This window comes from Sphingobium sp. Leaf26, from assembly GCF_001421665.1.
Taxonomy (GTDB): domain Bacteria; phylum Pseudomonadota; class Alphaproteobacteria; order Sphingomonadales; family Sphingomonadaceae; genus Sphingobium.
Genome location: NZ_LMKV01000028.1, coordinates 305,642 through 331,392 on the forward strand (window position 1 = coordinate 305,642; position 25,751 = coordinate 331,392).

24 protein-coding genes and 1 pseudogene are annotated in these 25,751 nt (G+C 62.6%); 13 read left to right on the forward strand and 12 right to left on the reverse strand.

The features are described from left to right. Positions 1 to 77: 77 nt before the first annotated feature. Positions 78 to 974: a LysR substrate-binding domain-containing protein gene (locus ASE85_RS17165; RefSeq protein WP_056691336.1), complete on the forward strand. Its 897-nt coding sequence runs from the start codon at positions 78 to 80 to the stop codon at positions 972 to 974. Here the strand turns inward: ASE85_RS17165 and ASE85_RS22635 are convergent. After that, positions 905 to 1,903, reverse strand: coding sequence for an AraC family transcriptional regulator (locus ASE85_RS22635; RefSeq protein WP_327196630.1), 999 nt, complete (start codon positions 1,901 to 1,903; stop codon positions 905 to 907). The genes ASE85_RS17165 and ASE85_RS22635 overlap by 70 nt on opposite strands. A 61-nt stretch (positions 1,904 to 1,964) precedes the next feature. Between ASE85_RS22635 and ASE85_RS23590 the strand changes: the two genes are divergently transcribed. Both ASE85_RS23590 and ASE85_RS17175 read left to right on the forward strand, forming a co-directional pair. Next, entirely contained in the window at positions 1,965 to 2,171 is a 207-nt protein-coding gene (locus ASE85_RS23590) for an SDR family oxidoreductase (RefSeq protein ID WP_200928393.1), read from the forward strand. A 72-nt stretch (positions 2,172 to 2,243) separates the two neighbouring features. Then, positions 2,244 to 2,822 carry a hypothetical protein gene (locus tag ASE85_RS17175; protein WP_200928394.1) on the forward strand — a complete coding sequence of 193 codons (579 nt, stop codon included), beginning with the start codon at positions 2,244 to 2,246 and terminating at the stop codon, positions 2,820 to 2,822. 584 nt (positions 2,823 to 3,406) lie between these two features. Here ASE85_RS17175 and ASE85_RS22640 read toward each other — a convergent pair. Continuing rightward, the gene (locus tag ASE85_RS22640; protein WP_162237479.1) at positions 3,407 to 3,895 is read right to left on the reverse strand and encodes an SDR family NAD(P)-dependent oxidoreductase; all 489 of its coding nucleotides are present in this window, start codon (positions 3,893 to 3,895) and stop codon (positions 3,407 to 3,409) included. Between the two features lie 41 nt (positions 3,896 to 3,936). Here ASE85_RS22640 and ASE85_RS23180 point away from each other — a divergent pair, with 41 nt between their 5' ends. Then, positions 3,937 to 4,110, forward strand: coding sequence for a hypothetical protein (locus ASE85_RS23180; RefSeq protein WP_156358404.1), 174 nt, complete (start codon positions 3,937 to 3,939; stop codon positions 4,108 to 4,110). On the opposite strand, the gene ASE85_RS17185 is transcribed toward ASE85_RS23180, so the two are convergent. Then, complete coding sequence (locus tag ASE85_RS17185; RefSeq protein ID WP_056691128.1) at positions 4,077 to 5,054, reverse strand: NAD-dependent epimerase/dehydratase family protein; 978 nt, start codon at positions 5,052 to 5,054, stop codon at positions 4,077 to 4,079. The genes ASE85_RS23180 and ASE85_RS17185 overlap by 34 nt on opposite strands. Before the next feature lie 107 nt (positions 5,055 to 5,161). Between ASE85_RS17185 and ASE85_RS17190 the strand changes: the two genes are divergently transcribed. Beyond that, complete coding sequence (locus ASE85_RS17190; protein WP_082462897.1) at positions 5,162 to 5,788, forward strand: TetR/AcrR family transcriptional regulator; 627 nt, start codon at positions 5,162 to 5,164, stop codon at positions 5,786 to 5,788. 1 nt (position 5,789) lies between these two features. Next, the gene (locus tag ASE85_RS17195) at positions 5,790 to 6,776 is read left to right on the forward strand and encodes an MBL fold metallo-hydrolase (RefSeq protein WP_056691133.1); all 987 of its coding nucleotides are present in this window, start codon (positions 5,790 to 5,792) and stop codon (positions 6,774 to 6,776) included. 4 nt (positions 6,777 to 6,780) lie between these two features. Here the strand turns inward: ASE85_RS17195 and ASE85_RS23185 are convergent, their stop codons facing one another. The 8 genes from ASE85_RS23185 to ASE85_RS17225 form a co-directional block, all read right to left on the reverse strand. Continuing rightward, positions 6,781 to 6,966, reverse strand: coding sequence for a hypothetical protein (locus ASE85_RS23185; protein ID WP_156358405.1), 186 nt, complete (start codon positions 6,964 to 6,966; stop codon positions 6,781 to 6,783). Between the two features lie 309 nt (positions 6,967 to 7,275). Beyond that, positions 7,276 to 8,691 (reverse strand): NAD-dependent succinate-semialdehyde dehydrogenase, encoded by a 1,416-nt coding sequence (locus ASE85_RS17200; RefSeq protein WP_056691135.1) that lies wholly within the window; start codon positions 8,689 to 8,691, stop codon positions 7,276 to 7,278. Positions 8,692 to 8,730: 39 nt separating this feature from the next. After that, positions 8,731 to 9,471, reverse strand: a complete 741-nt coding sequence (locus tag ASE85_RS17205; RefSeq protein WP_056691139.1) for an SDR family oxidoreductase — start codon at positions 9,469 to 9,471, stop codon at positions 8,731 to 8,733. 55 nt (positions 9,472 to 9,526) lie between these two features. Further along, positions 9,527 to 10,285, reverse strand: coding sequence for an alpha/beta fold hydrolase (locus ASE85_RS17210; protein WP_056691142.1), 759 nt, complete (start codon positions 10,283 to 10,285; stop codon positions 9,527 to 9,529). Between the two features lie 50 nt (positions 10,286 to 10,335). Next, complete coding sequence (locus ASE85_RS17215) at positions 10,336 to 11,484, reverse strand: alkene reductase (RefSeq protein WP_235523594.1); 1,149 nt, start codon at positions 11,482 to 11,484, stop codon at positions 10,336 to 10,338. Positions 11,485 to 11,606: 122 nt separating this feature from the next. Beyond that, entirely contained in the window at positions 11,607 to 11,741 is a 135-nt protein-coding gene (locus tag ASE85_RS24235) for a hypothetical protein (RefSeq protein ID WP_268795137.1), read from the reverse strand. Positions 11,742 to 11,751: 10 nt separating this feature from the next. Beyond that, on the reverse strand, positions 11,752 to 12,120 hold the full coding sequence (locus tag ASE85_RS17220) for a putative quinol monooxygenase (protein ID WP_235523595.1): 369 nt from the start codon (positions 12,118 to 12,120) through the stop codon (positions 11,752 to 11,754). Beyond that, complete coding sequence (locus tag ASE85_RS17225; RefSeq protein WP_056691342.1) at positions 12,117 to 12,917, reverse strand: type 1 glutamine amidotransferase domain-containing protein; 801 nt, start codon at positions 12,915 to 12,917, stop codon at positions 12,117 to 12,119. Before ASE85_RS17225 ends, ASE85_RS17220 begins: the two co-directional genes overlap by 4 nt. A 115-nt stretch (positions 12,918 to 13,032) precedes the next feature. Between ASE85_RS17225 and ASE85_RS17230 the strand changes: the two genes are divergently transcribed. The 5 genes from ASE85_RS17230 (at position 13,033) to ASE85_RS17250 (ending at position 21,832) form a co-directional block, all read left to right on the forward strand. Beyond that, positions 13,033 to 13,935 carry a LysR family transcriptional regulator gene (locus ASE85_RS17230; protein WP_056691147.1) on the forward strand — a complete coding sequence of 301 codons (903 nt, stop codon included), beginning with the start codon at positions 13,033 to 13,035 and terminating at the stop codon, positions 13,933 to 13,935. Between the two features lie 429 nt (positions 13,936 to 14,364). Beyond that, complete coding sequence (locus tag ASE85_RS17235; protein WP_056691151.1) at positions 14,365 to 17,085, forward strand: TonB-dependent receptor; 2,721 nt, start codon at positions 14,365 to 14,367, stop codon at positions 17,083 to 17,085. A 26-nt stretch (positions 17,086 to 17,111) separates the two neighbouring features. Further along, entirely contained in the window at positions 17,112 to 17,777 is a 666-nt protein-coding gene (locus ASE85_RS17240; RefSeq protein WP_056691345.1) for a DUF6250 domain-containing protein, read from the forward strand. Between the two features lie 22 nt (positions 17,778 to 17,799). Continuing rightward, on the forward strand, positions 17,800 to 20,502 hold the full coding sequence (locus tag ASE85_RS17245) for an exo-rhamnogalacturonan lyase family protein (RefSeq protein WP_056691154.1): 2,703 nt from the start codon (positions 17,800 to 17,802) through the stop codon (positions 20,500 to 20,502). A 16-nt stretch (positions 20,503 to 20,518) separates the two neighbouring features. Further along, positions 20,519 to 21,832: an oligogalacturonate lyase family protein gene (locus ASE85_RS17250; RefSeq protein ID WP_056691349.1), complete on the forward strand. Its 1,314-nt coding sequence runs from the start codon at positions 20,519 to 20,521 to the stop codon at positions 21,830 to 21,832. A 213-nt stretch (positions 21,833 to 22,045) separates the two neighbouring features. Here the strand turns inward: ASE85_RS17250 and ASE85_RS17255 are convergent, their stop codons facing one another. Continuing rightward, positions 22,046 to 22,756: an IS6 family transposase gene (locus ASE85_RS17255; protein ID WP_056691157.1), complete on the reverse strand. Its 711-nt coding sequence runs from the start codon at positions 22,754 to 22,756 to the stop codon at positions 22,046 to 22,048. Between the two features lie 33 nt (positions 22,757 to 22,789). On the opposite strand from ASE85_RS17255, the pseudogene ASE85_RS17260 reads away from it, so the two are divergent. Both ASE85_RS17260 and ASE85_RS17275 read left to right on the forward strand, forming a co-directional pair. After that, positions 22,790 to 23,176, forward strand: a pseudogene (locus tag ASE85_RS17260) (hypothetical protein); the annotation flags it as partial. 1,242 nt (positions 23,177 to 24,418) lie between these two features. Then, entirely contained in the window at positions 24,419 to 25,375 is a 957-nt protein-coding gene (locus ASE85_RS17275; RefSeq protein ID WP_056691171.1) for a hypothetical protein, read from the forward strand. Positions 25,376 to 25,751 lie beyond the last annotated feature (376 nt).

Genomic DNA, 25,751 nt, shown 5'->3' on the forward strand with positions numbered 1-25,751 from the left:
AAGCCGCCCAGATAGCAATTGATCTGCTTTAGGATAAGAAGGCTGGAATTCCGATCATAGCGGAGCAAATGTTGGCAATGACAATCCAGGTAGATAGTTTGAGCGGACTGCAGGCCTTTGCCGCAGCGGCCGAGACGCGAAGCTTCAGGGTCGCCGGGCAGGCGCTTGGCATCTCTTCTTCGGCAGTGGGAAAGGCGATCGCCCGGCTCGAAGATCAGCTATCGGTCCAACTCTTTCATCGGACCACGCGCACGATCTCGCTGACCGAGCCGGGTGGCCTTTTCCTAGCGCGAGTACGGAGCCTCCTCGAAGGGCTCGAGGAGGCCGAGAACGAGATCGCGCACGCCTCGGCCGAGCCGCGCGGTCGTTTGCGTCTGAGCTTGCCGCTCACCGGTGCGGTCCTCACCCGGCCGCTTGCCACATTCATGGCGTTGCATCCGCAGATCGAACTCGACCTGGATTTCAGCGACCGGCTGGTGGATGTGATCGAGGAAGGGTTCGACGCCGTCATCCGCACGGGCGAGCCTGCCGACAGTCGCCTGAAGCATCGCAAGCTCGGGCGCTTCCGCTGGCTGCTGGTCGCCGCGCCAGGCTATCTCAAGCGCTCAGGGACTCCGAAGACCGCCGGCGACCTGCTCGAACACGCCTGCCTAAGGCAAAGACTGTCGACCGGACGCGTCGCACCTTGGCCGATCGCGGGAGCACCGGAGGCAATTGTCCCTGCTACCCTGACCGCGAGCATCATCGACCCGCTCCTCGACTTGGCATTGGCGGGGGCTGGCATTGGCGCCTTCCCCGACTTCATGGTGCAATCGCATATCGGGGATGGGGTGTTGCAGGTCGTCCTTAACGGACTTCTCGACCGACGAGGAACATGGAACATTCTGTGGCCCTCCGGCCGCTTTCAAGCACCCAAGACACGCGCGTTTGTCGATTTCATGGTTGGCTGGGCCGAAAACATATTCGACGAATGAGGATAACGACGCGGTGAGCAGCCCATCACCCGCCGGAACGCCGTGTTGAAGGCATTTTCGGACTCGTAGCCGAGCGCATTTGCAATGCTCCCGAGCGACTCCCGCCCGATTGCCAAGCGGTCGCTTGCGAGCATCATGCGCCACCGTGTCAAATACCCAATCGGCGTTTCGCCGACCCTGGCGCGGAACCGCTCCGCGAAGATCGACCGTGACAACCCGGCCCGGCTTGCCAGTTCCGCCAGCGTCCAGCGATAGGCGGGATCGGCATGCATCGCCTCGATCGCCTTTCCGAGATGTGGATCCGCGAGCGCATAAAGCAGGCCGACGCGGTCGCCGGCCTGCCGCGACAGATGAAGCCGAAACGCGCGAAGAAGCATTAGATGCGCCAGATGCCGCGCGGCGAGCATGCCGCCCGGTCTCCCTTCGCGCATCTCGGCCATCAACTGCGTGATGCACCAGCGCATGGCATCGCGGTCGTCGATCTCGTGGAGATGAATGAGCGGCGGCAGCGCTCCGAGCAGCGCACCCGCCTTCAGCCCGTCGACCTCGAAGCGGGTGCCAAGGAACGCGAAGCTGCCTCCCCCCTTGTGCAAGATGACATCTCCAGGACAGGCTTGGCTGAGAACGTCGTGCGCGTCGACCGGAGCCAATGCCAGGTCGCTTGCCAGCGTGAAGGGCCGCCCGCTCGGCAGGATGATGCAATCTCCCGCGACGAGCTGGACGGCGTCGATCCCGTCGACCGCTAGCCAGCAGGTTCCGGCGGTCACGACGTGGCATTTGATCGTTCCGGGACGATTGCCGAACCGGATCGCCCATGCGCCGCCGGCGTCGAGGCCAGCCGTGAGGTAGCTTTCGGGTTTGAGGATCGAAAGGATGTCGGAGAGGGGGCCATGGCATTTCCGGACGATGGCGAAGGAATGGGCGACGATCGGATATAGCTCGTTCTACTGCATCCGACTATCTCGGCCAGCGACCAACTGGAGTGTTCCCATGATCGTCGTCACTACGCCCACGGGCAACATCGGCCGCCACGTCGTTCGGCATCTGCTCGATGCCGGGGAGGTGCTGCGTCTGATCGTCCCCGATCCCTCGAAGCTTGCGCAGGAGGTGCTTGACCAGGTCGAGGTGGTCGAAGGATCGCACGCCGATGCCGCTGTGGTCGATCGCGCGTTTCGGGGGGCGGACGCGATGTTCTGACTTTGCCCCCCAACGCCAGCGGCGACGCCTGCGGCGGCAACGGTCGACTTCGCCCGGCCGGGGGCAGCGGCGATGCGCCGGCACGGCGTGCGCCACATCATCGCCGCAACGACGCTGGGTCGCGATACACCGTGGCAGGAGCGGGCCGGCAACGCGACCGGTTCGATCCACATGATCGACTTGTTGCGCACGACGGGCGCTGCCGTGCGGGGGCTCGCTCTGCCGGGCTTCATGGACAATGCGCTGCTGCAAGCCGGCGCGATCCGTCAGGGCAAAATGTTCGGCCCGATCGATCCCGACAAGAAGCTGCCGCATACGGCTACCCGCGATACGGGCGCTGCCGCTGCCGGCCTGCTGATCGACCGCTCATGGTCCGAACAGGAAGATGTGCCGGTCCTCGGTCCCGAGGAGCTCTCCTATGCCGATCTTGCGGCGATCGTGTCGGACGTCATCGGTCGAGAGGTGCGTACGAGCATCAGACCTACGAGGCGTACAAGGACACCGCGATGGCACGCGGACTCACCGATGCGTTCGCGCAAGGGTATGTCGATATGCTGCGCGCTAAGGAGGAAGGCATGGACAAAGTCGCCCCGCGTGAAACCGCCATCATCGGTGCGACGAGCTTCCGTACATGGGCGGAAGAGGCGTTAAAACCGGCGATCACTGACGGACCTTGAGGTGGCCGCCGTCGAAACTTCGTCGCGCTTCGCAGAAGCTGCCCTTTCGCGTAGCGGCCAGTCGCGCTCTTTTAACGCTGCCGCGCGGCGAAGTTCGCGAATGTCGAGTTAAATCTGAAGCAGCCGTTTGGGACCTGCTCGAAAAATGACCGCAGAGTCCCACGATGCGGCTTTCTCTGCCGGCGGCACCCGACCTACTTCCGGCATTTCGATGCAGCTTTGGGAGGTCGGCTTACGCCGGAACCAGTCGTTCGCGGCGGCGCACCCAATGATGCCATTCGATGCAGCGAGCACCTTCGCCTAAGTCTTCCGTTCTCCGAAGCCCTGATAATGCCCTCCCAACACCGCATGCTCTCCGACGCCAATTATAGCAGCGCGCTCAACCTCCTACTTTGTATCGTGAAGCTGCCACTCCGCTTTGCGCCGCGCCCAACAGTGCGAAGCGCGAGGAGTCATAATCCGCAAGCAGGGGCGCCAGGTCTTCCACTGATGGGACCTTGATCGTTCCGCCTATGTCGAGACCGGCAAGGGCGGCGTCCACGCAATCGGCGACCGACATCACCGTGGCGGGATCAAGGGAGGCGAGTGGCAGACCGGCCTTGTCCCAGCCCTCCGTTGCGACAGGCGCGGGCAGCACAGTCTGCATTCGGATGTCCCTATTGGCCAGTTCGCCCGACAACCCGCGCGTGAAGCTGAGGATGAAAGCTTTTGTACCGCTGTAGAGGGCAGTCTCGGCAATTCGCCGAGCGCGGCGACGGACGCGATGTTGACGATCGTGCCGCTGTTACGGGCGGTGAAGCTCGGGAGCAAGGCCAGCATCAGTTGCACAAGGGCCGTAACGTTGACATTGATCATTGCCGCTGCCGCAGCGTTGCAGGTTTCGACGACAGGCGCAAAGGTGGCCGTGCCGGCATTGTTCACCAGCATGGTGATCCGGGGATCGCCGCCGATCCTGTCCGTCACGCGCGTTAGGTCCAACGCGTCGGCGAAGTCAGCCGCCAATGTCTCGACGGTGACGCCACGTGCGTCCCGGATCGCTTGGGCCACGCTTTCAAGTATTTCCGCGCGGCGGGCGCGAGAAGGAGGGCATGGCCGCGATGCGCGAGATGGTCGGCATGGTCGCCCCGATGTCGGCGTATGCGCCGGTCACGACTGACGCACCGATTCCGCTATCGAATGAGTTTGTCATGATCGTCTGTTCCGATATTTCGCGTTTGGAAAAGTGGGTTCAGGCGCCGGCGCGCATCGCGGCCAATCCCTGAGCCCAGCTTGTGACGGGGGCGTAGCCTAGCTCCTCACGCGCGCGGCGATCCGATATAGTGAAGTCATAGCCTACCATCCGCAGCATCTGCCGGGTCAACGGCGGTTCGCCTGAACGTCCGAACGTGCGCCAGAGCAACTCCATCACTCGCGCTATGAACCACGCAATTCCCAGTGGCGCATTGCGGGCCTTGATCTCGACATCCTTGGTCCCGACCAGCGCGGTCATCACGGTACGCAGCGACTGACTCTGTCCGTCGGTTACGAAATAGGCCCTGCCGCCCGGTGATTTCTCGGCGGCCAGGATGGCGCAGGCGCAGACATTGTGGACATGGGCGGTCGACATGATCTGGCTGCCGCCTGCAGGCCAGGTAAAACTGCCTGCCATCACCTGCTCGACCAAATTGTCGAGCATCGGCATTCCCGCGCCCCAGATGAGGGGCGGCAGGATTGCCGCGGTGCGCATGCCACCGGCCTCGTTTGCGTCGAGAACCAGTTTCTGTGCGCGTGCCTTGGACGCGAGATAGGGCGCGCAGGAGGGATAGGCGAGCGGCGTGTCCTCGGCGATGTTCGTCATTGGCTTGCCATCGCCCATCACGACGCCGGCGGCACTGATGTAGACGAAGCTGGAGACGTGCTCTGCCTGAGCCGCCGTCAGCATGTTCCGGGTGCCCCCGACATTCGCGCTCTCAAAGTCCTCCGCCGGTGCCCACATGGTGAACAGCGCGGCCGCGTGAAACACGGTATCTGCGCCTGCCATCGCCTTTCTGAGCGCAGCTGGATTTCCTAGGTCGCCCGCAAAAGGCTCCGCGCCGATCGCGCGCAGCTTTGCGGCATCGCTGGGATTGCGGTGCAGGGCGCGGACAGTCCAGCCCTGCTGAACAAGCCGTTCCACCAAGTGACGACCGAGCAGCCCTGTGGCGCCGGTTACGAATGCAGTTGCCATTTGCGGCCTCCTTATGAGTCGAGCGGCATATGCCATCGTAAATTTCAACTTACAATATCCATTATATGTAACTTGTAGATCGTTAGAGTTCAGTCTATGCAAGAGGCATGCGAGAAACAGCTCTTCAGCCGCTGACGGCAGTGACGATCCTAGAAAGTGCGAAAGCGCAAATTCGTCGGTTTGGCGAGGCAAAGACGAACGTAACGGACGTCGCGCGTGACTTGGGCGTGAGCCATGCCGCGCTTTACCGCTTCTATCGCTCAAAGAGCGCTATGATGGACGCGATCGTCCAGGAGGCCATGGATGACGAAACTCAGTTGGCGGCCCAGTATATCGAAAACGATGGCCCGCCCGCCGAGCAATTGATGGCGATGCTCTTCGACCTACACCGACGCAAGCGTGATCGGTTTGTCGGCGACCGCGAGATACACGATCTGTATCGACGCATCGTCGTGGATCGGCCCGACATGGTCACCACTTATGCCGAACGGATCACCAATCTCGTCGCGCGGTTGATCGATAAGGCGGTACGGCGGGGCGAGTGGCATATCGACGACATCGATGTCGCAGCGGGCGTCGTTCGCGATGCGGTGACAGTCTATGTGCATCCTGCCTTTGTGGCGCAACTCGTCACGGCAAACGCCCCGGTCGAAGCCATGTTGCACGCGACCGTCACAACGCTTGCCCGCGCATTCGAGAACGGCGTGCGCTATGGAAGTATGAAAGAGATCTGAGATGCCGCGCCACAACCCTTGGTATCGCGGTCCTGTCAGCGACCATTTTGACGGGCTGCGCTTTTTCAATCCCGGTGAACCCGACACGGACCGGGGGCTGCGCGACATCCTGCGTTGGCGACGTTTGGCCCCCGACAATCCTTGGCCAAAGCATGTCGAGATCGCCCCGGTCGTGCCCGAACCGCACGTTGAAGGCTTGACCGTCACAATGGTCGGCCACGCGACCGTCCTTATCCAGATTGCGGGCATCAACCTATTGACCGACCCCTTATGGTCGCACCGGGCAAGCCCGGTTCGGTTTGCAGGCCCCAAGCGGGTCATGCAGCCGGGCATCCGACTGGACGACCTACCACCAATCAACGCCATTCTGTTGTCCCACAACCACTATGACCATCTCGACATCGCCGCGTTGCGCAACATCCATGCCCGTCAATCGCCACTGATCGTGACGCCGCTCGGGAATGACGCAATTATCCGGCGGCATATTTCCACGGCACGGGTCGAGACAGGCGATTGGGGCGATATGGTCGCCATTGGTCAGCAGGCAGAGATCCACATCGTCCCGGCCCTTCACTGGTCCTCCCGGGGACCGGCCGACCGCCGCATGGCGCTCTGGGGTGGCTTCATGATCCGGGCGGGCGGAAAGCTGGTCTATTTCGCCGGCGACACGGGATATGGCACCGGCACAATTTTCCGCGCGCTGCGACAGAAGTTCGGACCGCCCGACCTCGCCATTCTGCCAATCGGCGCTTATGACCCCCGCTGGTTCATGGCTGCCCAGCATGTCAACCCGGAGGAGGCGATCCAGATCATGCGCGATCTGGACGCACGGATGGCAGTCGGCATGCATTGGGGCGTGTTCAAGCTGACCGACGAGGCGCGGGACGATCCTGCCGAACGATTGGCGGTTGGGCTTGCAGCGGATGGGATTGCACCCGAACGCTTCCGGGCCATGCTGCCCGGGGAGGTAGTGCGCGTTCCGGGTTGAGCGTTCATCGCCTGGCTGTTGCTACCGCCATCATGGCAAACTCGATCCTGCGTGCCAGCGGCGCGATATCTGTCTCGCCGCGGTGTCCGGCCGCATCGGTCAATGATCTGGCGACGGTCATGCGATACTCCAGCAATGCTGTGTCGGCATCGATCCCGTGCCCTTGCATCACGGCGGAGAACAGCGCCATGATGCGCGCGCGCCACGGCGAGGTCGTCGGGTGCTGCTAACGACCGCTTCATCCGGAGACAGCCAATCACGATGGAACTCGCGAACAGTTGTTAAGGCCCACGACTCCGCGCCGACCATTCGCACCGCGCGGTCACGGAACTCAGGCGAGAATTGGTTTCCCATCTTGCTCATGCCGGACGCTCCTTCGCACAGTTCGGAGCCTTCGGAAAACCCGTGACGCTTCATTCCGCCGCGCTCAATATCGCTATGTCCATCCAGGCGCGGAGCGATGCCGAACAGGCCGATCGGCCGGTTCGGCTAGCGATCCTCAGCGATAGGCTTTCGCCCAGACGGTTTGGGCGTTGGTGAACTCGCGCAGGCCGAATTGCGACAGTTCGCGTCCGTATCCGCTTTTCTTGACACCGCCGACCGGGATGCGAGCATTGGAAGCGCTGAAGCCGTTGATGAACACGCCGCCGGTTTCGAGCCGACGCGCGATCCGCTGCGCGTTGGCGACATCGGCGGTCCACAGATTGCCACCCAGGCCATAGTCGCTGGTGTTGGCGAGCAGGATGGCATGCTCAAGATCATCGGCGATCGTCAGCGCCGCCACTGGGCCGAACGTCTCCTCGTCGAACGCTGCCATTCCGGGGGCTACATCGGCGAGGACAGTCGGGGCGTAGAAGTTTCCCGGTCCCTCGACCTCATACCCACCCAGCAGAAGCGTCGCGCCTTGTGCGAGGGTGCGCTGGACCTGGCCGTGAAGTTCCGCGCGAAGATCCTTGCGCGCCATGGGGCCGATCTTCGTGGCGGGATCGCGCGGATCGCCCATCTTCAGGTCGCGCGCGGCTGCCACGAACTTCGCCGTGAAGGCTTCGGCGATGGGTCGCTCCAGGATGAAGCGCTTGGCCGCGAGGCAGACCTGGCCCGTGTTCTGGAACCGGGCCTGGATCGCTGCCTCCACCGCCAGATCGATGTTTGCGTCCGCCAGAACGATGAAGGCATCGCTGCCGCCCAGTTCGAGCAGGCTTTTCTTGAGCGCCTTCGCGGCGGTGGCGGCCACGACTGCGCCCGCGCGCATGCTGCCGGTCAGCGTGACGGCGGCGATGCGCGGATCCTCGATCACGCGTGCGACCGTCTCGTTGTCAGTGCTGAGGTTGGCGAACAGCCCCTTGGGAAAGCCCGCCGCCTCATAGGCCTGCTGCAAGGCAAAGGCGGATCCCATCACGTTGGGCGCGTGCTCGAGCAGGAAGCCGTTGCCCGAGAACATGATCGGCCCGGACGCCCGGATGACCTGCCATAGCGGGAAATTCCAGGGCATGACGGCCAGGATCGTGCCGATCGGCAGATAGGACACGTGGACCTGATCGCTCCCTTCGATCGACACGGGCTCGTCGGCCAGGATAGCGGGCCCGTTGTCCGCGATCCATTCGATCGTCGCGGCGCATTTCTCGACTTCCGCGCGGGCCGCCTCGATCGGCTTGCCCATTTCGGACGTGATGAGGGCGGCCAGCGTCTCCGAGCGTTCGCGCAGTGCAGCAGCAAGACGGTGATAAGTGGCGATGCGCTCCGTCATCGGGGTGTCCCGCCACAGCCGGTAAGCGGCGGCGCCGGCTTGGAGGACAGCCTCGACCTCATCAGGGTTATGATAGGGATAGCGCGCGATCAGCGCGTCGGTGGCCGGGTCGCGCGATACGGCCTGGGATGCGAAGATCTGGGCGGCGTTGGTCAGTGTGTCGGTCATCGTAGGCTCCTGAGGACGGGGGCGGGGCTGCGAGGGCTGTCAGAAATTCTGGCGAGTGGGGCGGATAACGATGGCGTTGATGTCGACATTGGCGGGCTGCTCGATCGCATAGGCAATGGCGCGCGCGACCGAACTGGCCGGGATCGCCTGCCGGTAGAAGTCCATGACCGTATCGGTCGCGGTGCCCGAGGTGCCGAGCTTGAGGTCGCTTTCCACTGCGCCGGGCTCGATGGACGTGACGCGCACCGTCTCGCCCACTTCCTGCCTCAGCCCTTCCGTGATCGCGCTGACCGCGAACTTGGTGCCGGAATAGACCGTGCCGCCCGGCGCGAAGACCTTGATGCCCGCGACCGAACTCAGGTTGATGATGTGGCCGCTGTTCTGGGCGAGGAAGCGTGGAAGCGCCGCCGCGATTCCGTAGAGCGTGCCCTTGAGGTTGACGTCGATCATCGCGTCCCACTCGTCGGTATTGGCCTCGGCCATGGGGCGGATCGGCATCAGCCCGGCATTGTTGATGAGCACGTCCAGCCGGCCGAAATCAGCAACGACATCGGCCACCACCGTTGCCACTTGCGCCTTGTCGGTGACGTCGAGCGTGTAGGCGCGGGCCTCGCCGCCGTCCGCCGCGATTTCGGCGACAACCGTGTCGAGCTTGTCCTTGCGGCGCGCGGCGATCGCCACCTTGGCGCCCCGGCTTGCGAGCAGGCGCGCGGTCTCCGCGCCGATCCCGGTGCTTCCGCCGGTGATGAGAATGACCTTGTTTCCGATACCGTCAGTCATGTCGTCTTCCTCTTTGCATGGAGTTGCGGGCGGTTTTCGACCGCCCGCTGTTCGCTCAGCGGCCTGCGCGCGCTGCCTGCTCGATCACGTTGGCCACCGCGCGCGGCTGCGAGATGAAGACGGCATGGCTGCCCTTGATCTCGGTCACGCTGGCGCCGGCATGGCGGTACATCGCGCGCTCGAGCTCGGGATTGATCATGCGGTCCTGCTGCGCGACGATCCCGTAGGGCGGCTTCGACTTCCACGCCGGAGCGGTGATGGGCGTGGACAGGATCGCCTTGTTCCACGGCACTTGCGAGATTGCCATGAAATGGGACTGTGCAGACGGCAGGTCGGCGGCAAAATCGGCGGCAAAGCGGGCCGGGTCGACGAGTAGATAGCCGTCAGAGGTCGGTGCGATGCTCGTCGCGGCGGGCGGGTTCTTCTGGATCTGCGAGAGGATCGTATCCCCCTCGTCAGGCACAAAGCCGGCGACGTAGACCAGGCTCGCGACGTGCGGATTGTTACCTGCCTCGGTGATGATCGCGCCGCCATAGCTATGACCGACCAGCACGGCGCGGCCTTGAACACGGTCGAGGATACGGTTTGTCGCGGTGACGTCGTCGGCAAGCGAGGTTTCGGGCTCCTGGACGATGCTGACGGTGTAGCCGTCCTTCTCCAGGATCTCGGCGACTGGCTGCCAGCCCGATCCGTCCGCGAAGGCGCCATGGACGAGGACCACGTTGTGCACGGCGGGGGTTGCAGGCGCGGCGGCGGCGAGGCCTGGGAATGCGATCAACGCAGCGGCGCCCAGTAAGGCATGGATATTCTTCATCGTACATCTCCGGTGCACCCGATCTTGCGAGTGGCTAACTGTGGTAAGGATCAGGCGGTGACCGAACGGACGTCGCTCGGAACGTAGGCAGGATAGTCGGTGAGGCCTTCCGCCCCACCGCCGTAGAGCGTCTCGGGACGCAGCGGATTGAGCGGCCAGTCATGGGCGATCCGCGCCGGCAAGTCGGGATTGGCGATGAACGGTCGGCCGAAGGCGACGAGATCGGCGAGACCGCTAGCGATCAGATCCTCGGCACGCTGCGCGGTATAGCGGCCCGCATAGAGGATGCGCCCGCTGAAGGCCGCGCGAACCGCCTCTCGGAAGGAGGACGGGAGGTCCGGCGCGTTGTCCCAATCCGCTTCCGCAATCGAGAGATAGGCGACGCCGAACTCTTCCAGCAGCTTGATCGCGGCAATATAGGTCTGATGCGGATCGGGCTCGACCAACCCGATGTAGACGCGATCGACATCGGTGCTTTCGAACAGCGGGGTGAAGCGCACGCCCAGCCGATCCGCACCGATCGCGTCGGAAACCGCAGCGACGATCTCGCGCAGGAAGCGCAAGCGGTTCTCGATCGAGCCGCCATAAGCGTCCTCGCGTCGATTGGCGTGCGCCGAGATGAACTGGTTGACCAGATAGCCGTTGGCGGCGTGGATCTCGACGCCGTCGAAGCCGGCCGCGATCGCGTTGCGTGCGCCTTGGACGTAGAGCGACACCAGCTCGCGGATTTCGGCAACCTCGAGCGCGCGGGGCGGAGATGGCGCGACCAGTTCGCCGGTGCCGGGCGCTGTTTCGATGAAGGCCTTGACCCTCTCTGCCGGGATGGCCGACGGGGCGACCGGCGCGCCGCCGTGCAACTGGGCGTGCGAAACACGTCCGACGTGCCAGAGTTGGGCGAAGATTACGCCACCTTCGGCATGGACAGCCTCGGTCACTTCGCGCCACCCTGCGATCTGGGCTTCGCTGTAGATGCCGGGCGTCCACGCATAGCCCTGGCCGCGCGGCTCGATCTGCGTGCCTTCGCTGACCATAAAGCCCGCGCCGGCGCGCTGGGCATAATAGCGCGCCATCAGGGCGGTCGGCACGTCTCCGGGCTGGGCGGCGCGCTGGCGGGTCAGAGGCGGCAGCACGATGCGGTTGCGCAAGCTGTGCCGGCCGAGCGGAACAGGGGTGAACAGAGCGGGGTGGCGGGTCATCATGATCTCCTGGGAATGCGTGGATCAGCCGGCGGCTTTCGCAGGCGCGCGGCGTCGCTCCTTCCGGTCCGGCAGCGCGGGACGGAGGCGATGGTCTGTCGCGGTCTCGTTGGATGCTGGCGGGGTTAACGCCCTGATCGCAGGCGCTGCGGTAACCCGAAGCGCCATGTCTGCGCCAGAAATCCGATCATCTGGATTTCCTCTGCATAGAAGGGCTGCGCGAGCAGCGCGGCGCCGATCCAGTGCGTCAGGTTGCGCATCGCGGCCTCCTCAGGCCGAAACGGGATCAAGGACGAAGGCAGTCCGCTCGGCAAGATCGCCGATCGCGGCGAGATAGGCCTGGAAGTGCGGGGTCGCGCGGTGCGCGGCAACCGCGTCAGAGTTGGTGTAGAGCTCGTCCAGCACGAAGCGCATGGGCTCGCTCTGATCCTGCCAGAGATCATAGCGCAAGTTGCCCGCTTCCGCCCGGCTCGGCGCGATCATGCCGTCCAGCAGGGTACGGAGCTGATCGGCCGCGCCAGAACGGGCGGTCAGGACGGCGACGATCTTCACAGGGTTGGTCATACGGGTAATCCTTGATGAATGGGTGGGCTTGGTGGCGCGCATCCGCAGCGCGCCACCTGTCATGCGCGTGCTCATGCCGCCGTCTGCGGGCCGCCGAGCGCTGCGATCATGGCCTTCGCGACGGCGTGATCGGAGGCCGGGTTCTGGCCGGTGATCAGTTCGCGATCGACGACCACGTTGGCGGCGAAATCTTCAGAAGCGGCCGAAACCTCGCCGCCTGCCAGCCGCAGGGCCTTGGGCATGTCGAAGTATAGTTCGCCCTTCAGCAGGTGCTCTTCGGCGATCTTCTCCTCGCTCGCCGAGAAGACCGTCATGCGGTAGCCCGCATAGATCCAGTCCTTGGCAAGGCCGGCCGCCTTGGCGTCGTCGCCCTCGATCAGGGCCGCCCTGTATGCTGCCGGGTCGGCGAGGGCGGCAACGACCGCGACGGGGCCATGGCAGAGCAGACCGGTCGCCTTGGCCGCCGCATGGAAGTGGCGCAGGATGGCGCCCGCCTCGCCGCTCTGCATCAGGTCGACCGCCGGAGCGTGGCCGCCGGGGACGAACACGCCTGCAAACTTGTCCAGACCCTGTTCGATGACCGAGGCCAAGGTGCGAACCTCGTTCATGGCCGGGTGCTCAGCAAAGAAGTGCCGGGCGCGCTCATAGGCGGCTTGGTCGCTCCCGAAATGCTGCACCGTATCCGATGCTTCGTCGATGTGCGGCTTGGTGCCGTCGGGCGTGGCGAGCACGACATCGTAGCCAGCCTGGATCAGCGCCATTGCGGGCACCACCGTCTCGTTCAGATACTGGCCGATCGTGGCCGTGCCGCCGCCACGCAGTTCGATCTGCGTGGCGTTGGATCCGAGGAAGAGCACTTGCATATTGGTCATCTGAGCCTCCATTGTCTCACCGCATTCGCTGCGGACGAGTGGAAAGTGGCCCATTCCGACATATTCCAGAAGTTTATTGTCTTGATTTCAGATATACGCTCTAGAGCATGTCTGTATGCGCTACGACCTCAACCTGCTCCCGATCTTCGTCGCTCTGATGGAGGAGCGCAGCGTGACGCGCGCGGCCGAGCGCGTCGGGATGACGCAACCGGCGCTATCCAACGCGCTCTCGCGGCTGCGCCTGATGCTGCAGGATCAACTGTTCATCCGCGAGCGGTACGGGATTCAGCCCACGGCCGTCGCACTGGAACTCGCACCTGCGATCGCCGATGCGCTGGCGAAGCTCGATGATACGGTGCTGGGCCAGCAGGGCTTTGATCCCGCCAAGGCGGAGCGGGTGTTCACGATAGCGCCCAACGGCTACGTCGAGTTCGTGCTCGTCCCCGCTATCGTCGCCCGGCTTCAGCAGGTCGCGCCCGGCATCAAGCTTCGGCTGACGCCCTATGGCAACGATCTGGTCGAGACCGGCATCGTGTCAGGCACCACCGCGCTGGTGCTCGGCCGCATTGTCGATCCCCCCGACAATCTCGTCGTCCAGCACCTGATGGACGAGAGCCTTGCCTGTGCCGTGCGGGCGGATCATCCTACTGTCGGCGATGCGATGACCCGCGTGCAGTTCGAGGCTCTCAAGCACGTCAATATCATACCGCCAGGGCGGATGCGCGCGGGGCTGTTCCAGGCGCTCGCACAGCAGCAGCTCAAGCGCGAGGTGGCGATCTCGGTGACCAACTTCTTCGCTGTCGCCGAGATGGTGGCCGTCACCGACTACTGTGCAACGCTTCCGTCTTTGATCTGCAGGCGGCTGCAACAGGATCATCGCCTGAAGATCCTTCCCGCACCGGTAGATCTGGGCACGTTCCCGGTCGAGATGGCCTGGCATGTGCGATACCGACAGGACCCGGCCCATCGCTGGTTGAGAGGGCTGGTCGCCGAGATCGTGCGGGAGTTGTCGGCCTAGGGTTGCCCCCTCCCCGCGCTCCTCTCCAGTCTGGTCAATGGGACGGCTAATCGTGCGGGTGTCGGCTCTTAGCGGAAGCCGACATCCGCCGATCATGGTGGGAATGACGGCAAAGTCCCACTTCCCGTCTACCGATGTCGACCCCAGTCGGCCGATGAGCAATTAATTTTCGCTCCCCAAGTGCAGACCGTCAGCTATTCTGCCGAGCCGTTCGAATAGTCCATCATATCCTAACCTGCCTTTGGCACGGGTTGAATCCGCAGGTGCGCCAAGCGCAAGTTGTCAACTTTTGTACCCCGCTGAGCTTAAATATCTCAATTTGAAACTGTATCCCATTTAGGGGGATTTTACGCTTGCCCATCGAGCTCCGGCGCGATATCTCCATATAAAGCAACATAGTATCAATATGTGGAACAGGAGAGGAAGCTGATGCGTCTGCGTTGTGCCAAACTGGCTTCGATTTCTTACCTTGGCCTGCTCGCTGTCGCGTCGACGGCCGCTGCTGCGCAAGACTCGTCCGCATCCGACCGGGCTGAGGCAAATGCCTCCAAGGCCAAGGATGGGGAAGCCGCCGACATCGTCGTGACCGGCATCCGCAGCAGTCTTCAGGGCGCCTTGACCGCCAAGCGCAACGCGCCGCAGGTGCTGGACGCCATTTCGGCAGAGGATATCGGCAAGTTTCCCGACAAGAATGTCGGGGAAGCCTTGCAGCGCGTTACTGGCGTACAGATCAACCGTAGTGGCGGTGAAGGCGCTGGCGTCACCATTCGCGGCGCCGATCCGTCGCTGAACCGCGTCGAAATCAATGGCACCACTGCCCTGTCCACTACTGTGGGCGGCGGCCGCGACGTCGATTTCCGTGATCTGCCCTCCGAATTCGTCAATCGTCTGGAAGTGGTGAAATCGGCCACCGCCGACATGACCGAAGGCGGCGTTGGCGGCACTGTGCGCGTCATCACGCGCCGACCGTTCGACAATGGCGGGAAGCCCTATCTCGCAGGGTCGGCGCAGGCCATCTACTCCGATATCGGCGACCATATGGACCCGCGCCTGGCGCTGATCGGCAGCGACACTTTTGCCAACGGTACGTTGGGTCTGTTGGTGTCCGGCACCTTCGAAAACCGCAATGTCGAGGCACATCAGGCGCGCACCACCGGATGGGTGCAAAGCAGGGACATCGACGGCGATGGGGTAAGGGATTTCATCCCGGATATTCCGCGTTACGTGATCGATCGTCTCGAAACCCGCCGCTATGCACTGAACGGCATCCTGGAATGGCGGCCCAGCGACGACTTCAAGGCCTATCTGGAAAGCAACTGGACCCGGTCGAACCAGTCGGTCACGTCGCAATATCTTCAGACCGGCACCAGCGGCGGGATCATCGATGCCGCCAACACCATCGTCGGCCCGGACAATACCGTCCAATATCTGCGCATGGTCAATAACCCCGCGCTGGCGCGGACCAGCCAGCTTGGCGTATCCTATCGCAATATTCTGGGCGACATCCGCCGCACCACCTACAATCTGGCGCTGGGTGCCGAATGGACGACCGGCAATCTGACGCTGACGCCGAAAATCTCTTATTCCAAGGCCAAGGCCTATAATAACGAGATCAACGCGACGGCTGCAGTCGTCGGGATGCCATGGCTGGAAGTCGATTACGGCAACGGCCAGCAGGCGCCCAAAATCATCCTGCCCAATGATCCGACCACGATTTCCGGCATCAACCAGCTGACCGTCCTGCGCCGTCCGCGGTATGACGAACAGTCGGAAAAGATGGCGAAGCTGGACGCCGAATATAAGCCGGACGGCGGCGTCTTCACATCGTTCAAGGTTGGCGGCCAGTATCGCGACCTTACCGTGGACAGCAAATTCTTCACGCGGACGACGACCCTCAACGGTTTCTCCGACGCCGCAGTCCAGTCCCGTATTCAAAGCATTGTCGGCGGTAATGCGGCACTTGGCACGTCGGAATTTTTCAATACCGGGAATCTGGGCTTTTCGGACGGCTATACCGGCTGGCTCAACATGACACAGGGCGTGGCCGATGCGGTCGGCGTGCCCGATCCGTTTGAGGCAGGCGGTTGTCCCGAGCGTTCGGGCGGCACTTGCCAGGTGTTCACCGACACATGGGAAGTCGGCGAACGCAATTTCGCCGGCTTCGCGCAGGCGGCCTTCGCATTCGACGTCGGCCCCGTGCCGGTCAGCGGCGTGATCGGCGCGCGCGTCGTCAATACCAAGGTCGAAACGTCGGGCTTCCAGAGCACGTCACCGGGCGGCGGCGCGCTCCCGGTCATCTCTCCGGTGTCTTATGGCAGCAAGAACACGGAATTCTTGCCGTCGATCAACCTGAAGGCGGACCTGATCCCCGATACGTTGCAGGCGCGCGTCACCGCAACAGAAGTGATGGCTCGCCCGCTGCCGCAGCAACTGGCGCCGCGCTTCACGCTGGACGTCGTGGGGCTGTCGGGTTCGCGGGGCAATCCGGGGCTTCAGCCGTTCCGCGCGCGCCAATATGATGCGGGCCTGGAATATTATATCAACAAAACCAGCTTCGCGTCCGTCACCTATTTCCGCAAGGAGATCAGTTCCTTCATCCAGAATACGACGGAAGCCTTCACCGACGGCACCGGCGTCACCTACAATATCCTGGTGCCCACCAACGGCACGCAGAAGGTGACGATCAACGGTGTCGAAAGCGGCGCGCAGCTGGCGTTCGATTTCATCAATGTGCCCGTCCTCAAGCAGATGGGTGTGATCGCCAACTACACCTATTCGAAGGACAGCGGGTACGAAGGGAAGGACTTCTTCACGGGCGGCGCGTTGCCGTTCCAGGGGTTGTCCCGCCACAGCTACAACCTGTCGGCCTATTATGAAGACGATGTCGTCAGCCTGCGTGGCGCCTATAACTGGCGGTCCAAATATCTGATCGTGGCGCAGGGCCGCGGCAATAATCCCGAGTTCGGCGAAGCCTATGGCCAGCTTGACGCATCGCTCAACATCACGGTGATGCCGGGCGTGTCCTTCTTCCTAGAAGGCGTCAATCTGCTCGACGCCACGCGCAAGGAGAATGCAAACAGCGTCTATCGCCGGACCATCATCGAAACCTTCGGACGCAGGGTCTATGGCGGCGTCCGCCTGAAACTGTGATCCCGATCGGATTCGATCGTCGGGCGATGATCGCCGCACTGGCTGCCCTGCCAGTGGCGGCGCGCGCGCCCGGCCGCATCCTCCACCGCGACGATTTCCGTCACGGCCTTGGCCAATGGCGGCTGGAGGTGGCGGGCGATGCGCGGGTCGCCGCGCAGGGCGGCGTGCTGGATATCGATACGCCGACCGGGCTGACATTGTGGTTCATGCCCGCCCTGAGCGGACCGACCGCAATCGATTATGAGGTCCGGGCCGTGTCCGCCGGTCGGCCGAATGATCATGTCAGCGACGTCAACGCCTTCTGGATGGCGACCGATGATAGCGTTCCGGGCGGATCGGTGCTGGCCAGACAGCGCAGCGGGGTATTCGAGGAATATGACCTTCTGCGCACCTACTATGTCGGCATCGGCGGCAATCGCAACACGACCACGCGCATGCGCCGCTATGTCGGCAAGGCAGGAGCACGCCCGCTGCTGCCAGAGCATGATCGGGTCGACCCGGCAGACATGCTGGAGCCGAACCGATGGTTTCGTCTGCGGTTGATCGCCGACGGACAGCGTATAGCGGTGGAACGGGACGGCGCCACGCTTTTCAGCATGACGGACGACGCGCCATATCGGCATGGACATTTTGGCGTGCGCACGACGCAAAGCCATGTCCAGCTACGCAATTTCTCTATCGGCCGACCATAGACGCCCTGCCAAGGATGAAGACATGAACGGACATGTGATGGTCAAGCGGCGCGACATGGTGCGTCTGGGCCTGTTGGGTGGAGCGGCCGCCCTGTTGCCGGTCGATGTGCTAACCGCTGCTCGCCCGGTGCGCGGCGCGCCACCGACACCGCTGCGCTGGATCGATGGCGACGCCCCCGCGCTCAGCCTTGGCCAGACCTTTGGCGTGCCATGGCCGCGCGGCGCGGTACGGGCCAACGCGCCGCTCAGCCTGCGCGGGACGGATGGTGCGTCGATGGCGTCGCAGCATTGGACGCTGGCGACCTGGCCGGACGGGTCGCTCAAATGGTCGGCCCACGCTCTTCCCGCGGGCGTGGAACAGCCCTCAGGGCTTGAGGTCGTGCCCGGTAAACCGCAGACACCCGCCACCCCCGTGCTGGTCCGCGAAAGCGGCGACGCGGTGGAGATCGTCAGCGGAACGACGCGCTGGCGCATCCCCCGTTCGGGGCAGGTCGCCATAGCCGGCGCATGGTCGGGTGAACGGCAGGTAATGGGCGCATTCTCCCTCGTCGCCAGCGTCGACGATGCGCCGGAAGATGGCAGGAGCACCGGTCTTGTCGGTCGGATCGACAAGCTGACGGTCGAACAGAAGGGGCCGGTCCGTGCCGTCGTGAAGCTGGACGGCGTGCATGAAGCAGCAGGGCGAACGATGTTGCCCTTTACCCTGCGCCTCTATGCCTATGCGGGCGGCGACCATCTGCGCATCGTACACAGCTTCGTCTTCGACGGTGATCCGGCGAAGGATTTCGTCAGCAGCATCGGCCTGACCGCCACCGTGCCCATGGCCGCCGCGCCGCACGACCGGCATGTCCGCATCGCGACGGCCGACGGCCACCTCTTTTCCGAGGCCGTCCGCCCGCTCACCGGCCTGCGCCGCGATCCGGGGGCGGCGGCTCGCGCGGCGCAGATCGCCGGCAAGACGGTGGCGATGGAGAGCATCGCGCCCGGCGTCCGCCCATTGCTGGATCGCATCCCGACATGGGGAGACTTCACCCTCAGCCAGATTACGGCTGACGGTTTTTCCATCGCCAAGCGCACCGAGCCAGGCCATGCCTGGGTCGATTCCACCGCCGGCACCCGTGCACTGGGGCTGGGCTATGTCGGATCGCCACAGGGTGGCGTGGCGATGGCGGCGCGCTATTTCTGGCAGCGGCACCCCGCCCAGATCGATATTCGCGGCGCGGCGGGTGACGCGGCGGCGCTCAGCCTGTGGCTCTGGTCGCCGGACGCCAAGCCCATGGACATGCGCCCCTATCGCGGGGTGATGGGGATGGAAGGCTATGATGCCCAGAATGAAGGACTGGCCATCACCTATGAAGATTATGAACCGGGCTGGGACAGCGCGACCGGTGTGGCGCGTACCAGCGAACTGACATTATGGGTATGCGCCGCCACGCCGGAGGCCGAGCGTCTGTCGGCCATGGCGCAGGCGAACGCCGTGCCGCCGCAGATCATGGCGACGCCAGAGCGGATTCATGTGGCGGGGGTGTTCGGTCCGTGGGGCCTGCCCGACCGCTCCTCTCCGATGAAGGCACGGATCGAGGATCAGATCAGCAATCTTGCTGCCTTTTACGAAAGCGAAGTGGATCGCCGCCGCTGGTATGGTTTCTGGAACCATGGCGATGTCATGCACACATATGATGCCGACCGGCATCAATGGCGCTATGACATTGGCGGCTATGCCTGGGATAATAGCGAATTGTCGCCCGACCTGTGGCTGTGGTTGAGTGTGTTGCGATCGGGCGATCCGAAACTGTTCCGCTTTGCCGAGGCGATGACGCGCCACACCGGCGAAGTCGACGTCTATCATATGGGGCGCTTCAAGGGGCTGGGCACGCGTCATGGCGTCCAGCACTGGAGCGACAGCAGCAAGCAACCGCGCGTCAGCAACGCCATCTATCGCCGCATCTATTATTATCTGACCGCCGATGAGCGGGTCGGCGACCTGATGCGCGACCTGCTCGATTCCGATCAGGCGCTGCGCCATGTCGAAATCGGCCGCAAGGTGCCGGGCGCGGACCGCAAACCGCTGCCCGATGGCGTGATCGACCTCAGCTTCGGCACCATGTGGTGTTCCCTTGCATCGGCCTGGCTTACCGAATGGGAGCGGACGGGCGAGCGGAAATGGCGCGATCGGCTGGTGGCGGGCATGGACAGTATCGGTCGGCTGAAGCGTGGCTGGCTGGCGGGCAGCGCGCCCTATGATCTGGCGACCGGGCGCTTCATGGGGACGGGGGACAAGATCAGCCTATCGCACCTGAATGCCGTGTTCGGCGCGTTGGAGGTCAATGCGGAACTACTACAGTTGCTGGACGTGCCGCATTATCGCAAGGCATGGCTGGATTATTGCCGCTGGTTCAATGCCCCCAAGGCGGAATGGGAAGCGGAATTTCCTGAGCCATATAAGGGCCGCAATCTGAAGGAAGGCCATTCGCGCCTGACTGCCTACCTGGCCCGCGAGACGGGAGACGCAGCAACGGCACGCCGGGCCTGGGAGGAATTTCTGTCGGGAGAAGCAGGTCAGGGCCTTTCCAAGGGCGACCCGCGCGTGACGCTGACGGGGGCGAAGGTCGTCGCGCCCACGGTCGAATGGCCGGATGTGTCCACCAATGCCGCAGCGCAATGGGGGCTTGCCGCGATCGAGAATCTGGCGCTCATCCCCGATGCGTTGCCAGCGCAAGACTGACGAAAAGGATCAGCGGATGAAAAACAGCATTTCGGCTCTGGCGCTCGTGGCGCTGGCTTGGGGCGGCACGGCGATGGCAAAGCCGGTGAGACAATGGACCGACGCGCTGACGGGGCATGAGATAGTCCAGATCACGGACCAGCCCGGCGGCGCGGCCAGCCTCTATTTCCACCAGAACGGCTATACGCCGCAGGGCGACAAGATGGTCATCTCCACGCCTGAGGGGATCAGCGTCGTGACCCTGGCGGACTGGAGCGTCAGGCCGCTGGTCAAGGGCGCGGAACTGCAACTTCTCTTTACCGGCCGCAAGACCCGCAGCGTCTATTATTCCGGTCGTCGCCGCGATGACGGGGCGGGGGCGACCACGATCTTCGCCGCCGACATCGACAGCGGCAAGGTCCGCAGGATCGCGACCGTGGCGCAGGGATCAATCGGGTCGATCAATGCCGACGAAACGCTGTTGCTGGGTCAATGGGCGGCGAGCGACAAGCCGCTCCAGCCCGATGGCACCGCGAAGGGCAAGGCACCGGAAATCAAGCAGCAGTTCGGTCAGGCCAATTATGCCGCCAACGGTCCGGATGGCAAAGCGCTGAGCTTTGCCGAGGCGAAGGAAGTGCGCCTCAATGAACGGCTGGAGGCGAAGATCCCGATGGAGATTTTCACCGTCGATATCCGCACCGGCGTGCGCAAGGTTGTGGTCGCCTCCACCGACTGGCTCAACCATGTCCAGTTTTCGCCCACCGACCCCGGCCTGATCATGTATTGCCATGAAGGTCCGTGGCACAAGGTCGACCGCATCTGGACGATCCGCACCGATGGCAGCGACCAGAGGCAGGTGCATAAGCGCACCATGAACATGGAAATTGCCGGACACGAGTTCTTCTCGCCTGACGGCAAATGGATCTGGTACGATCTTCAGACGCCGCGCGGCGAAGTATTCTGGCTGGCGGGATATGAGATCGCGACCGGCAAGCGGGCATGGTATCATGTCGACCGCAACATGTGGTCGGTCCATTATAATCAGTCGCCGGACATGAAGCGCTTTTCTGGCGATGGCGGTGACAGCGAAATGGTCGCCCATGCCCCTGATGGCAAATATCTCTATCTCTTCACACCAAAGGCAATTCCCGATGTCGCGGGCATCCATGCCGACAATGCCGCCAATCTGATTGCGCCGGGCACGGTCGAGACAGAAAAGATCGTCGACATGCGGCGCCACGACTATCGGCTAGAACCGAACATCACCTTCACGCCGGACCGCAAGTGGATGATATTCCGGTCCAACATGGACGGCAGTAATCAGGTCTATGCCGCTCGTGTTACAAGATGAAATAGACCCTATCGGAAGGTCAACATTGAAGTTCGCATGGCGGTTGAAAATTCACCATTTTGCGGTGATGGCAAGCATTGATTCTCTTAGAGGCTGTGTCAGAACGGTTTCGTAATGGTGGACGATCGGGTTTCGATATGATTCCGAGGGGTGTTGTCAGTCTAATGCGAACTCGTCTCCACCAGATGCATTCCGGCTGAGACGGGTAGGGGGCTAGTTCGCGACTACCCGCCACTCTGCCAGAGCGGCAGAGCGTCTCTCCTTGAATGTTTTTCGATCTATGAGGTGACGCTCGAGCGAGAAGTGGTTGTGCAGGTTGGCATGGACGGAGGCGAATTTTTGTAGTGCCTTCATCTGTCTGAAGCGCAGCATTGCGCGCTCTCGTCGTCGGAAGGAGACGTGGCTGTTCTCCACCCTGTTGTTCGCCCAGCGACCGACCTCCTGCTTCTCGCGATTGCCAAGTTCGTTCATCGCCGCGCCGTAGGATCTCAGCCCGTCGGTGGTGATCGCTTCAGGTGAGCCATGCCGCTTGAGCGCCTTCTTCATGAAGATCAGAGCGGCCTTCCTGTCGCGGGTCTTCGTGACGTAGCTCTCGAGGATTTCGCCCTCATGATCAACGGCACGCCAGAGGTAGACCATCTCGCCGTTGATCTTGACGTACATCTCATCAAGATGCCAGCGCCAGTGACGAAAGCCCTTAATGCGGCTGATCCGCTGCCTGCGGATATCGCCCGCAAACAGCGGACCAAATCTTTTCCACCAGAGCCGCACCGTTTCATGGCAGATGTCGATACCGCGCTCGAACAGCAAGTCTTCGACATTCCGCAGAGACAAGGGGAAGCGGACGTACATCATCACGACGCGGCGGATCACCTCGGGCGACGAATTGAAATAGCGGAACGGGTTGCCAGCGGGCTTTGTCATGCCTGCCGATACCGCTTGCTTTGACAGCCCGCTATGCTGGCGCATATCGAACAGCGGTCCGCCGAAGTTGCCGCTCGCATCCGGCTCGGGGGCCATGAACCGGTCCGGGACATCGCGATCAGGGCGCAGGTTGAGAAGGGGAGGGTAACGATCCTCTGTTCGCTCATCCAGATAGCGGCGTTGCTCAACATCGACGCAGACCTCGACGCCGCAGCCGAACTGACCCTAACTTCCGCCATCCGCCTGACCCGGTCGGGCCGGGCGATGCGGCTGATCCAGAGCAATGGCCAGCATGCCTCTCGCCGGGTCGATCCGGCGCTGACGAAGCTTATCGTCCAGGCACATCGCTGGTGGGCGGAGATTAGGCAGGGCGAGATCAACATCCCCCGCCTGTGCGAGCGCGAGCAGGTGTCCGACGCCNCACTTCCGCCATCCGCCTGACCCGGTCGGGCCGGGCGATGCGGCTGATCCAGAGCAATGGCCAGCATGCCTCTCGCCGGGTCGATCCGGCGCTGACGAAGCTTATCGTCCAGGCACATCGCTGGTGGGCGGAGATTAGGCAGGGCGAGATCAACATCACCCGCCTGTGCGAGCGCGAGCAGGTGTCCGACGCCATCTTGCGCGGCGAGCAGTCGGCCGGTCTGAGCAGCGCCGCATTGCTGGCCAGAGGTGTGGTCGTGCCTGGTTGGCGGGGGCAGGAGAGGGAACTGCTGGGCGGGGGGTGATGCCCATGAACGGGCGGCATGGCCGATTGCGCCAACAACGGGCCATTGAAAGGGTGTGCGTCAGCGCTCTATCAGCCTCTGTCACTCTTCCCCTTTGGAGCGACAGCCTCCCTGAACTTCGGCCCCGTCGTAGTGTTCGCTCCGGCGGGTTTTTTTTAATGGGCACGTCGGCTTTCGAAAGCACGGAGCCGGCCGACTGTGGAAGGCGAAGGCGAAAGTTGCTGATCGCCAACGGAGAACTCACAAGGAGTTCGCGACCAACATATGCCGTGCCGAAGCGGTAGTGGGAATGTTCGCTCACGCCGGCACCCGCCATTCGCCACGCTGATAGCAGCCGGCTAATTACGCCCCCTACACCAGACTTTGAGTGAGCAGCGGAGAAATGCAAAAACGTGCCGTTCAATTAGCGGCGTTGCGTACGCCCAAATACAGAGTTGTGAGTTTCGGATGCCGTACCTATGTGAAGCATTTTATACTGCGAATCATATCTCGCATAATTAATCTATTGCACTTAGGGTATTTATAGGGGTACATATTTAACCTACATGTCTCGTTGCTTATGTTTGCGGGATGGTGGGGGCCACATGTCAAGTTTGACTACTCGCTTTGCGACTGCGTTGTCGCTGCTTTGCAGCGGTTGTACGATGATTCACGTTGAAGGCGCCGAGGGTGTGACGGTGAGCCGCTTTGGCATCTTGTCAATTAATGCTCGGCCCGACGCCCCAATCGTTGCGTACAGGCTCAAAGGCTTTGGATTAGTGCCCGGCCAAGGTGGCGCCACCTTGGGGTACCGCTCCGAACAAGTCGCCATCGTGCGCGGTGCTGAAGACTGTCGCGTCGTCCTGTTCAACCCATCTGGCGGACAACGCGAAAAGGACTTCTGGAACAAGTTGTTGGCGGGGAATTCTAGTATTTGCGCGATAAACGGGGGGTCTAAATGAATAGCAAGATAATGGCTGTCGCCATGTGTTTTTTGTCGGCCGGCTGCTATCCCATGGAGCAGGCACCACTTGTTTATGCTTCGAAAAACCAGTTTGGCGTCACCGTCGCGGCAGGAACCCCCGACAGTCCAGGCCTCGACGTCAACATTGGCTTCAAAGCGCTGGACTCTGCATTCGTGCCCGTAGCTGTCGCCAAGCGCTGCGCCAAAACGGGTCAATGCGACGCGAGGCTGCACGAGGTTCAAGTCATCACTGGCCAGAACAATATTACGGGCAAATCTCAAGCCAGCGAACGGCAAATCGACGAACTCGAAAAAAGCATCGAAACAGCCAAGCTTGAACGCAACGCTAAGCAGACCGAGTTGGCGGGTGTGAATGACTTGATAGACCAGATGAAGTCGAAGAAAGATAAGGAAGCCGAGCTGGAAGCCTTGAAAAATCCAGCACACGACCCGGTCACGGACGGCCCTCGGGTTCTTTCGGAGAATGACAAAGGCCGCAAAACTGTGTTGATTACTGAATTAGCATCGCTCAACGCGCTCGATATCATCGTGCTCAACGCCCGCAGCAAAACGCTATCTGGTGAAATCGAAACGGCCAATCAGCGCATCGACGCGGCGCTAGCCGACCGTAAGCGCCTGATCGAAGAGAAGCACTTGAGTTCCGGGGACGCCAAACAGGATGCTTTGTCGCTCTACGGCAGTTTCAACGGCAGCGCAGGTGGGAAGAGTGACGGGGCGACGCTCGGGCTGGGCAAGGTTTTTGCGACAGGAGTTGCGGCGCAGCAAATGGCGCAGGGTGTAAAAGACAGCACCAATCCCGCCAACAAAGCAGTTTGCATGCAAATGGGCGAGAAGATGGTGGCCCTGGCGGATGCTGCCGATAAGCCGAAGCTGGTCGTGTCCGTGCTCAAGGGCTGTGGGCTTCAATTATCGGAGAGCGCCACAAAATAGCGATCGCTGGCCTCGGGTGAGATGGCCACATCGCACTGACCTGGTCCTCTGGGCTCTGCGAATACGAGGATCAGCGGTTCTGATGTGCGCTATGTCAGATTAGAGGCACAAGGGACACCCTGCTATCGACCCTTTGCAGCCGTTCAGCCCAAGATCTTGATTGCTCGGCTTTGGAAGGTCCGGTTCGGGCAGCCGCGTTCAACTCTCCGTCCATCTACCGCAGTGGGACCTCCACTTTTGCCGATCTGCCCCGTTTAACGCCCACCCGCCGGGCAGCGTTACGCTAATACGCATCTGTCATGTCCAGCATTTGACCTGATGCGCAGACATGGTTGAGCAAAGTTTTGAGTGGCTTAGTCCGCCACGAAGTCCGGCC

Coding starts and splice junctions, on each gene's coding strand:
- ASE85_RS17165 (WP_056691336.1), top strand. CDS start 78: ATGACAATCCAGGTAGATAGTTTGAGCGGACTGCAGGCCTTTGCCGCA.
- ASE85_RS23590 (WP_200928393.1), top strand. CDS start 1,965: ATGATCGTCGTCACTACGCCCACGGGCAACATCGGCCGCCACGTCGTT.
- ASE85_RS17175 (WP_200928394.1), top strand. CDS start 2,244: ATGCGCCGGCACGGCGTGCGCCACATCATCGCCGCAACGACGCTGGGT.
- ASE85_RS23180 (WP_156358404.1), top strand. CDS start 3,937: ATGGCCGCGATGCGCGAGATGGTCGGCATGGTCGCCCCGATGTCGGCG.
- ASE85_RS17185 (WP_056691128.1), bottom strand. CDS start 5,054: ATGGCAACTGCATTCGTAACCGGCGCCACAGGGCTGCTCGGTCGTCAC.
- ASE85_RS17190 (WP_082462897.1), top strand. CDS start 5,162: ATGCGAGAAACAGCTCTTCAGCCGCTGACGGCAGTGACGATCCTAGAA.
- ASE85_RS17195 (WP_056691133.1), top strand. CDS start 5,790: ATGCCGCGCCACAACCCTTGGTATCGCGGTCCTGTCAGCGACCATTTT.
- ASE85_RS23185 (WP_156358405.1), bottom strand. CDS start 6,966: ATGGCGCTGTTCTCCGCCGTGATGCAAGGGCACGGGATCGATGCCGAC.
- ASE85_RS17200 (WP_056691135.1), bottom strand. CDS start 8,691: ATGACCGACACACTGACCAACGCCGCCCAGATCTTCGCATCCCAGGCC.
- ASE85_RS17205 (WP_056691139.1), bottom strand. CDS start 9,471: ATGACTGACGGTATCGGAAACAAGGTCATTCTCATCACCGGCGGAAGC.
- ASE85_RS17210 (WP_056691142.1), bottom strand. CDS start 10,285: ATGAAGAATATCCATGCCTTACTGGGCGCCGCTGCGTTGATCGCATTC.
- ASE85_RS17215 (WP_235523594.1), bottom strand. CDS start 11,484: ATGATGACCCGCCACCCCGCTCTGTTCACCCCTGTTCCGCTCGGCCGG.
- ASE85_RS24235 (WP_268795137.1), bottom strand. CDS start 11,741: ATGCGCAACCTGACGCACTGGATCGGCGCCGCGCTGCTCGCGCAGCCC.
- ASE85_RS17220 (WP_235523595.1), bottom strand. CDS start 12,120: ATGAGCACGCGCATGACAGGTGGCGCGCTGCGGATGCGCGCCACCAAG.
- ASE85_RS17225 (WP_056691342.1), bottom strand. CDS start 12,917: ATGACCAATATGCAAGTGCTCTTCCTCGGATCCAACGCCACGCAGATC.
- ASE85_RS17230 (WP_056691147.1), top strand. CDS start 13,033: ATGCGCTACGACCTCAACCTGCTCCCGATCTTCGTCGCTCTGATGGAG.
- ASE85_RS17235 (WP_056691151.1), top strand. CDS start 14,365: ATGCGTCTGCGTTGTGCCAAACTGGCTTCGATTTCTTACCTTGGCCTG.
- ASE85_RS17240 (WP_056691345.1), top strand. CDS start 17,112: ATGATCGCCGCACTGGCTGCCCTGCCAGTGGCGGCGCGCGCGCCCGGC.
- ASE85_RS17245 (WP_056691154.1), top strand. CDS start 17,800: ATGAACGGACATGTGATGGTCAAGCGGCGCGACATGGTGCGTCTGGGC.
- ASE85_RS17250 (WP_056691349.1), top strand. CDS start 20,519: ATGAAAAACAGCATTTCGGCTCTGGCGCTCGTGGCGCTGGCTTGGGGC.
- ASE85_RS17255 (WP_056691157.1), bottom strand. CDS start 22,756: ATGACAAAGCCCGCTGGCAACCCGTTCCGCTATTTCAATTCGTCGCCC.
- ASE85_RS17275 (WP_056691171.1), top strand. CDS start 24,419: ATGAATAGCAAGATAATGGCTGTCGCCATGTGTTTTTTGTCGGCCGGC.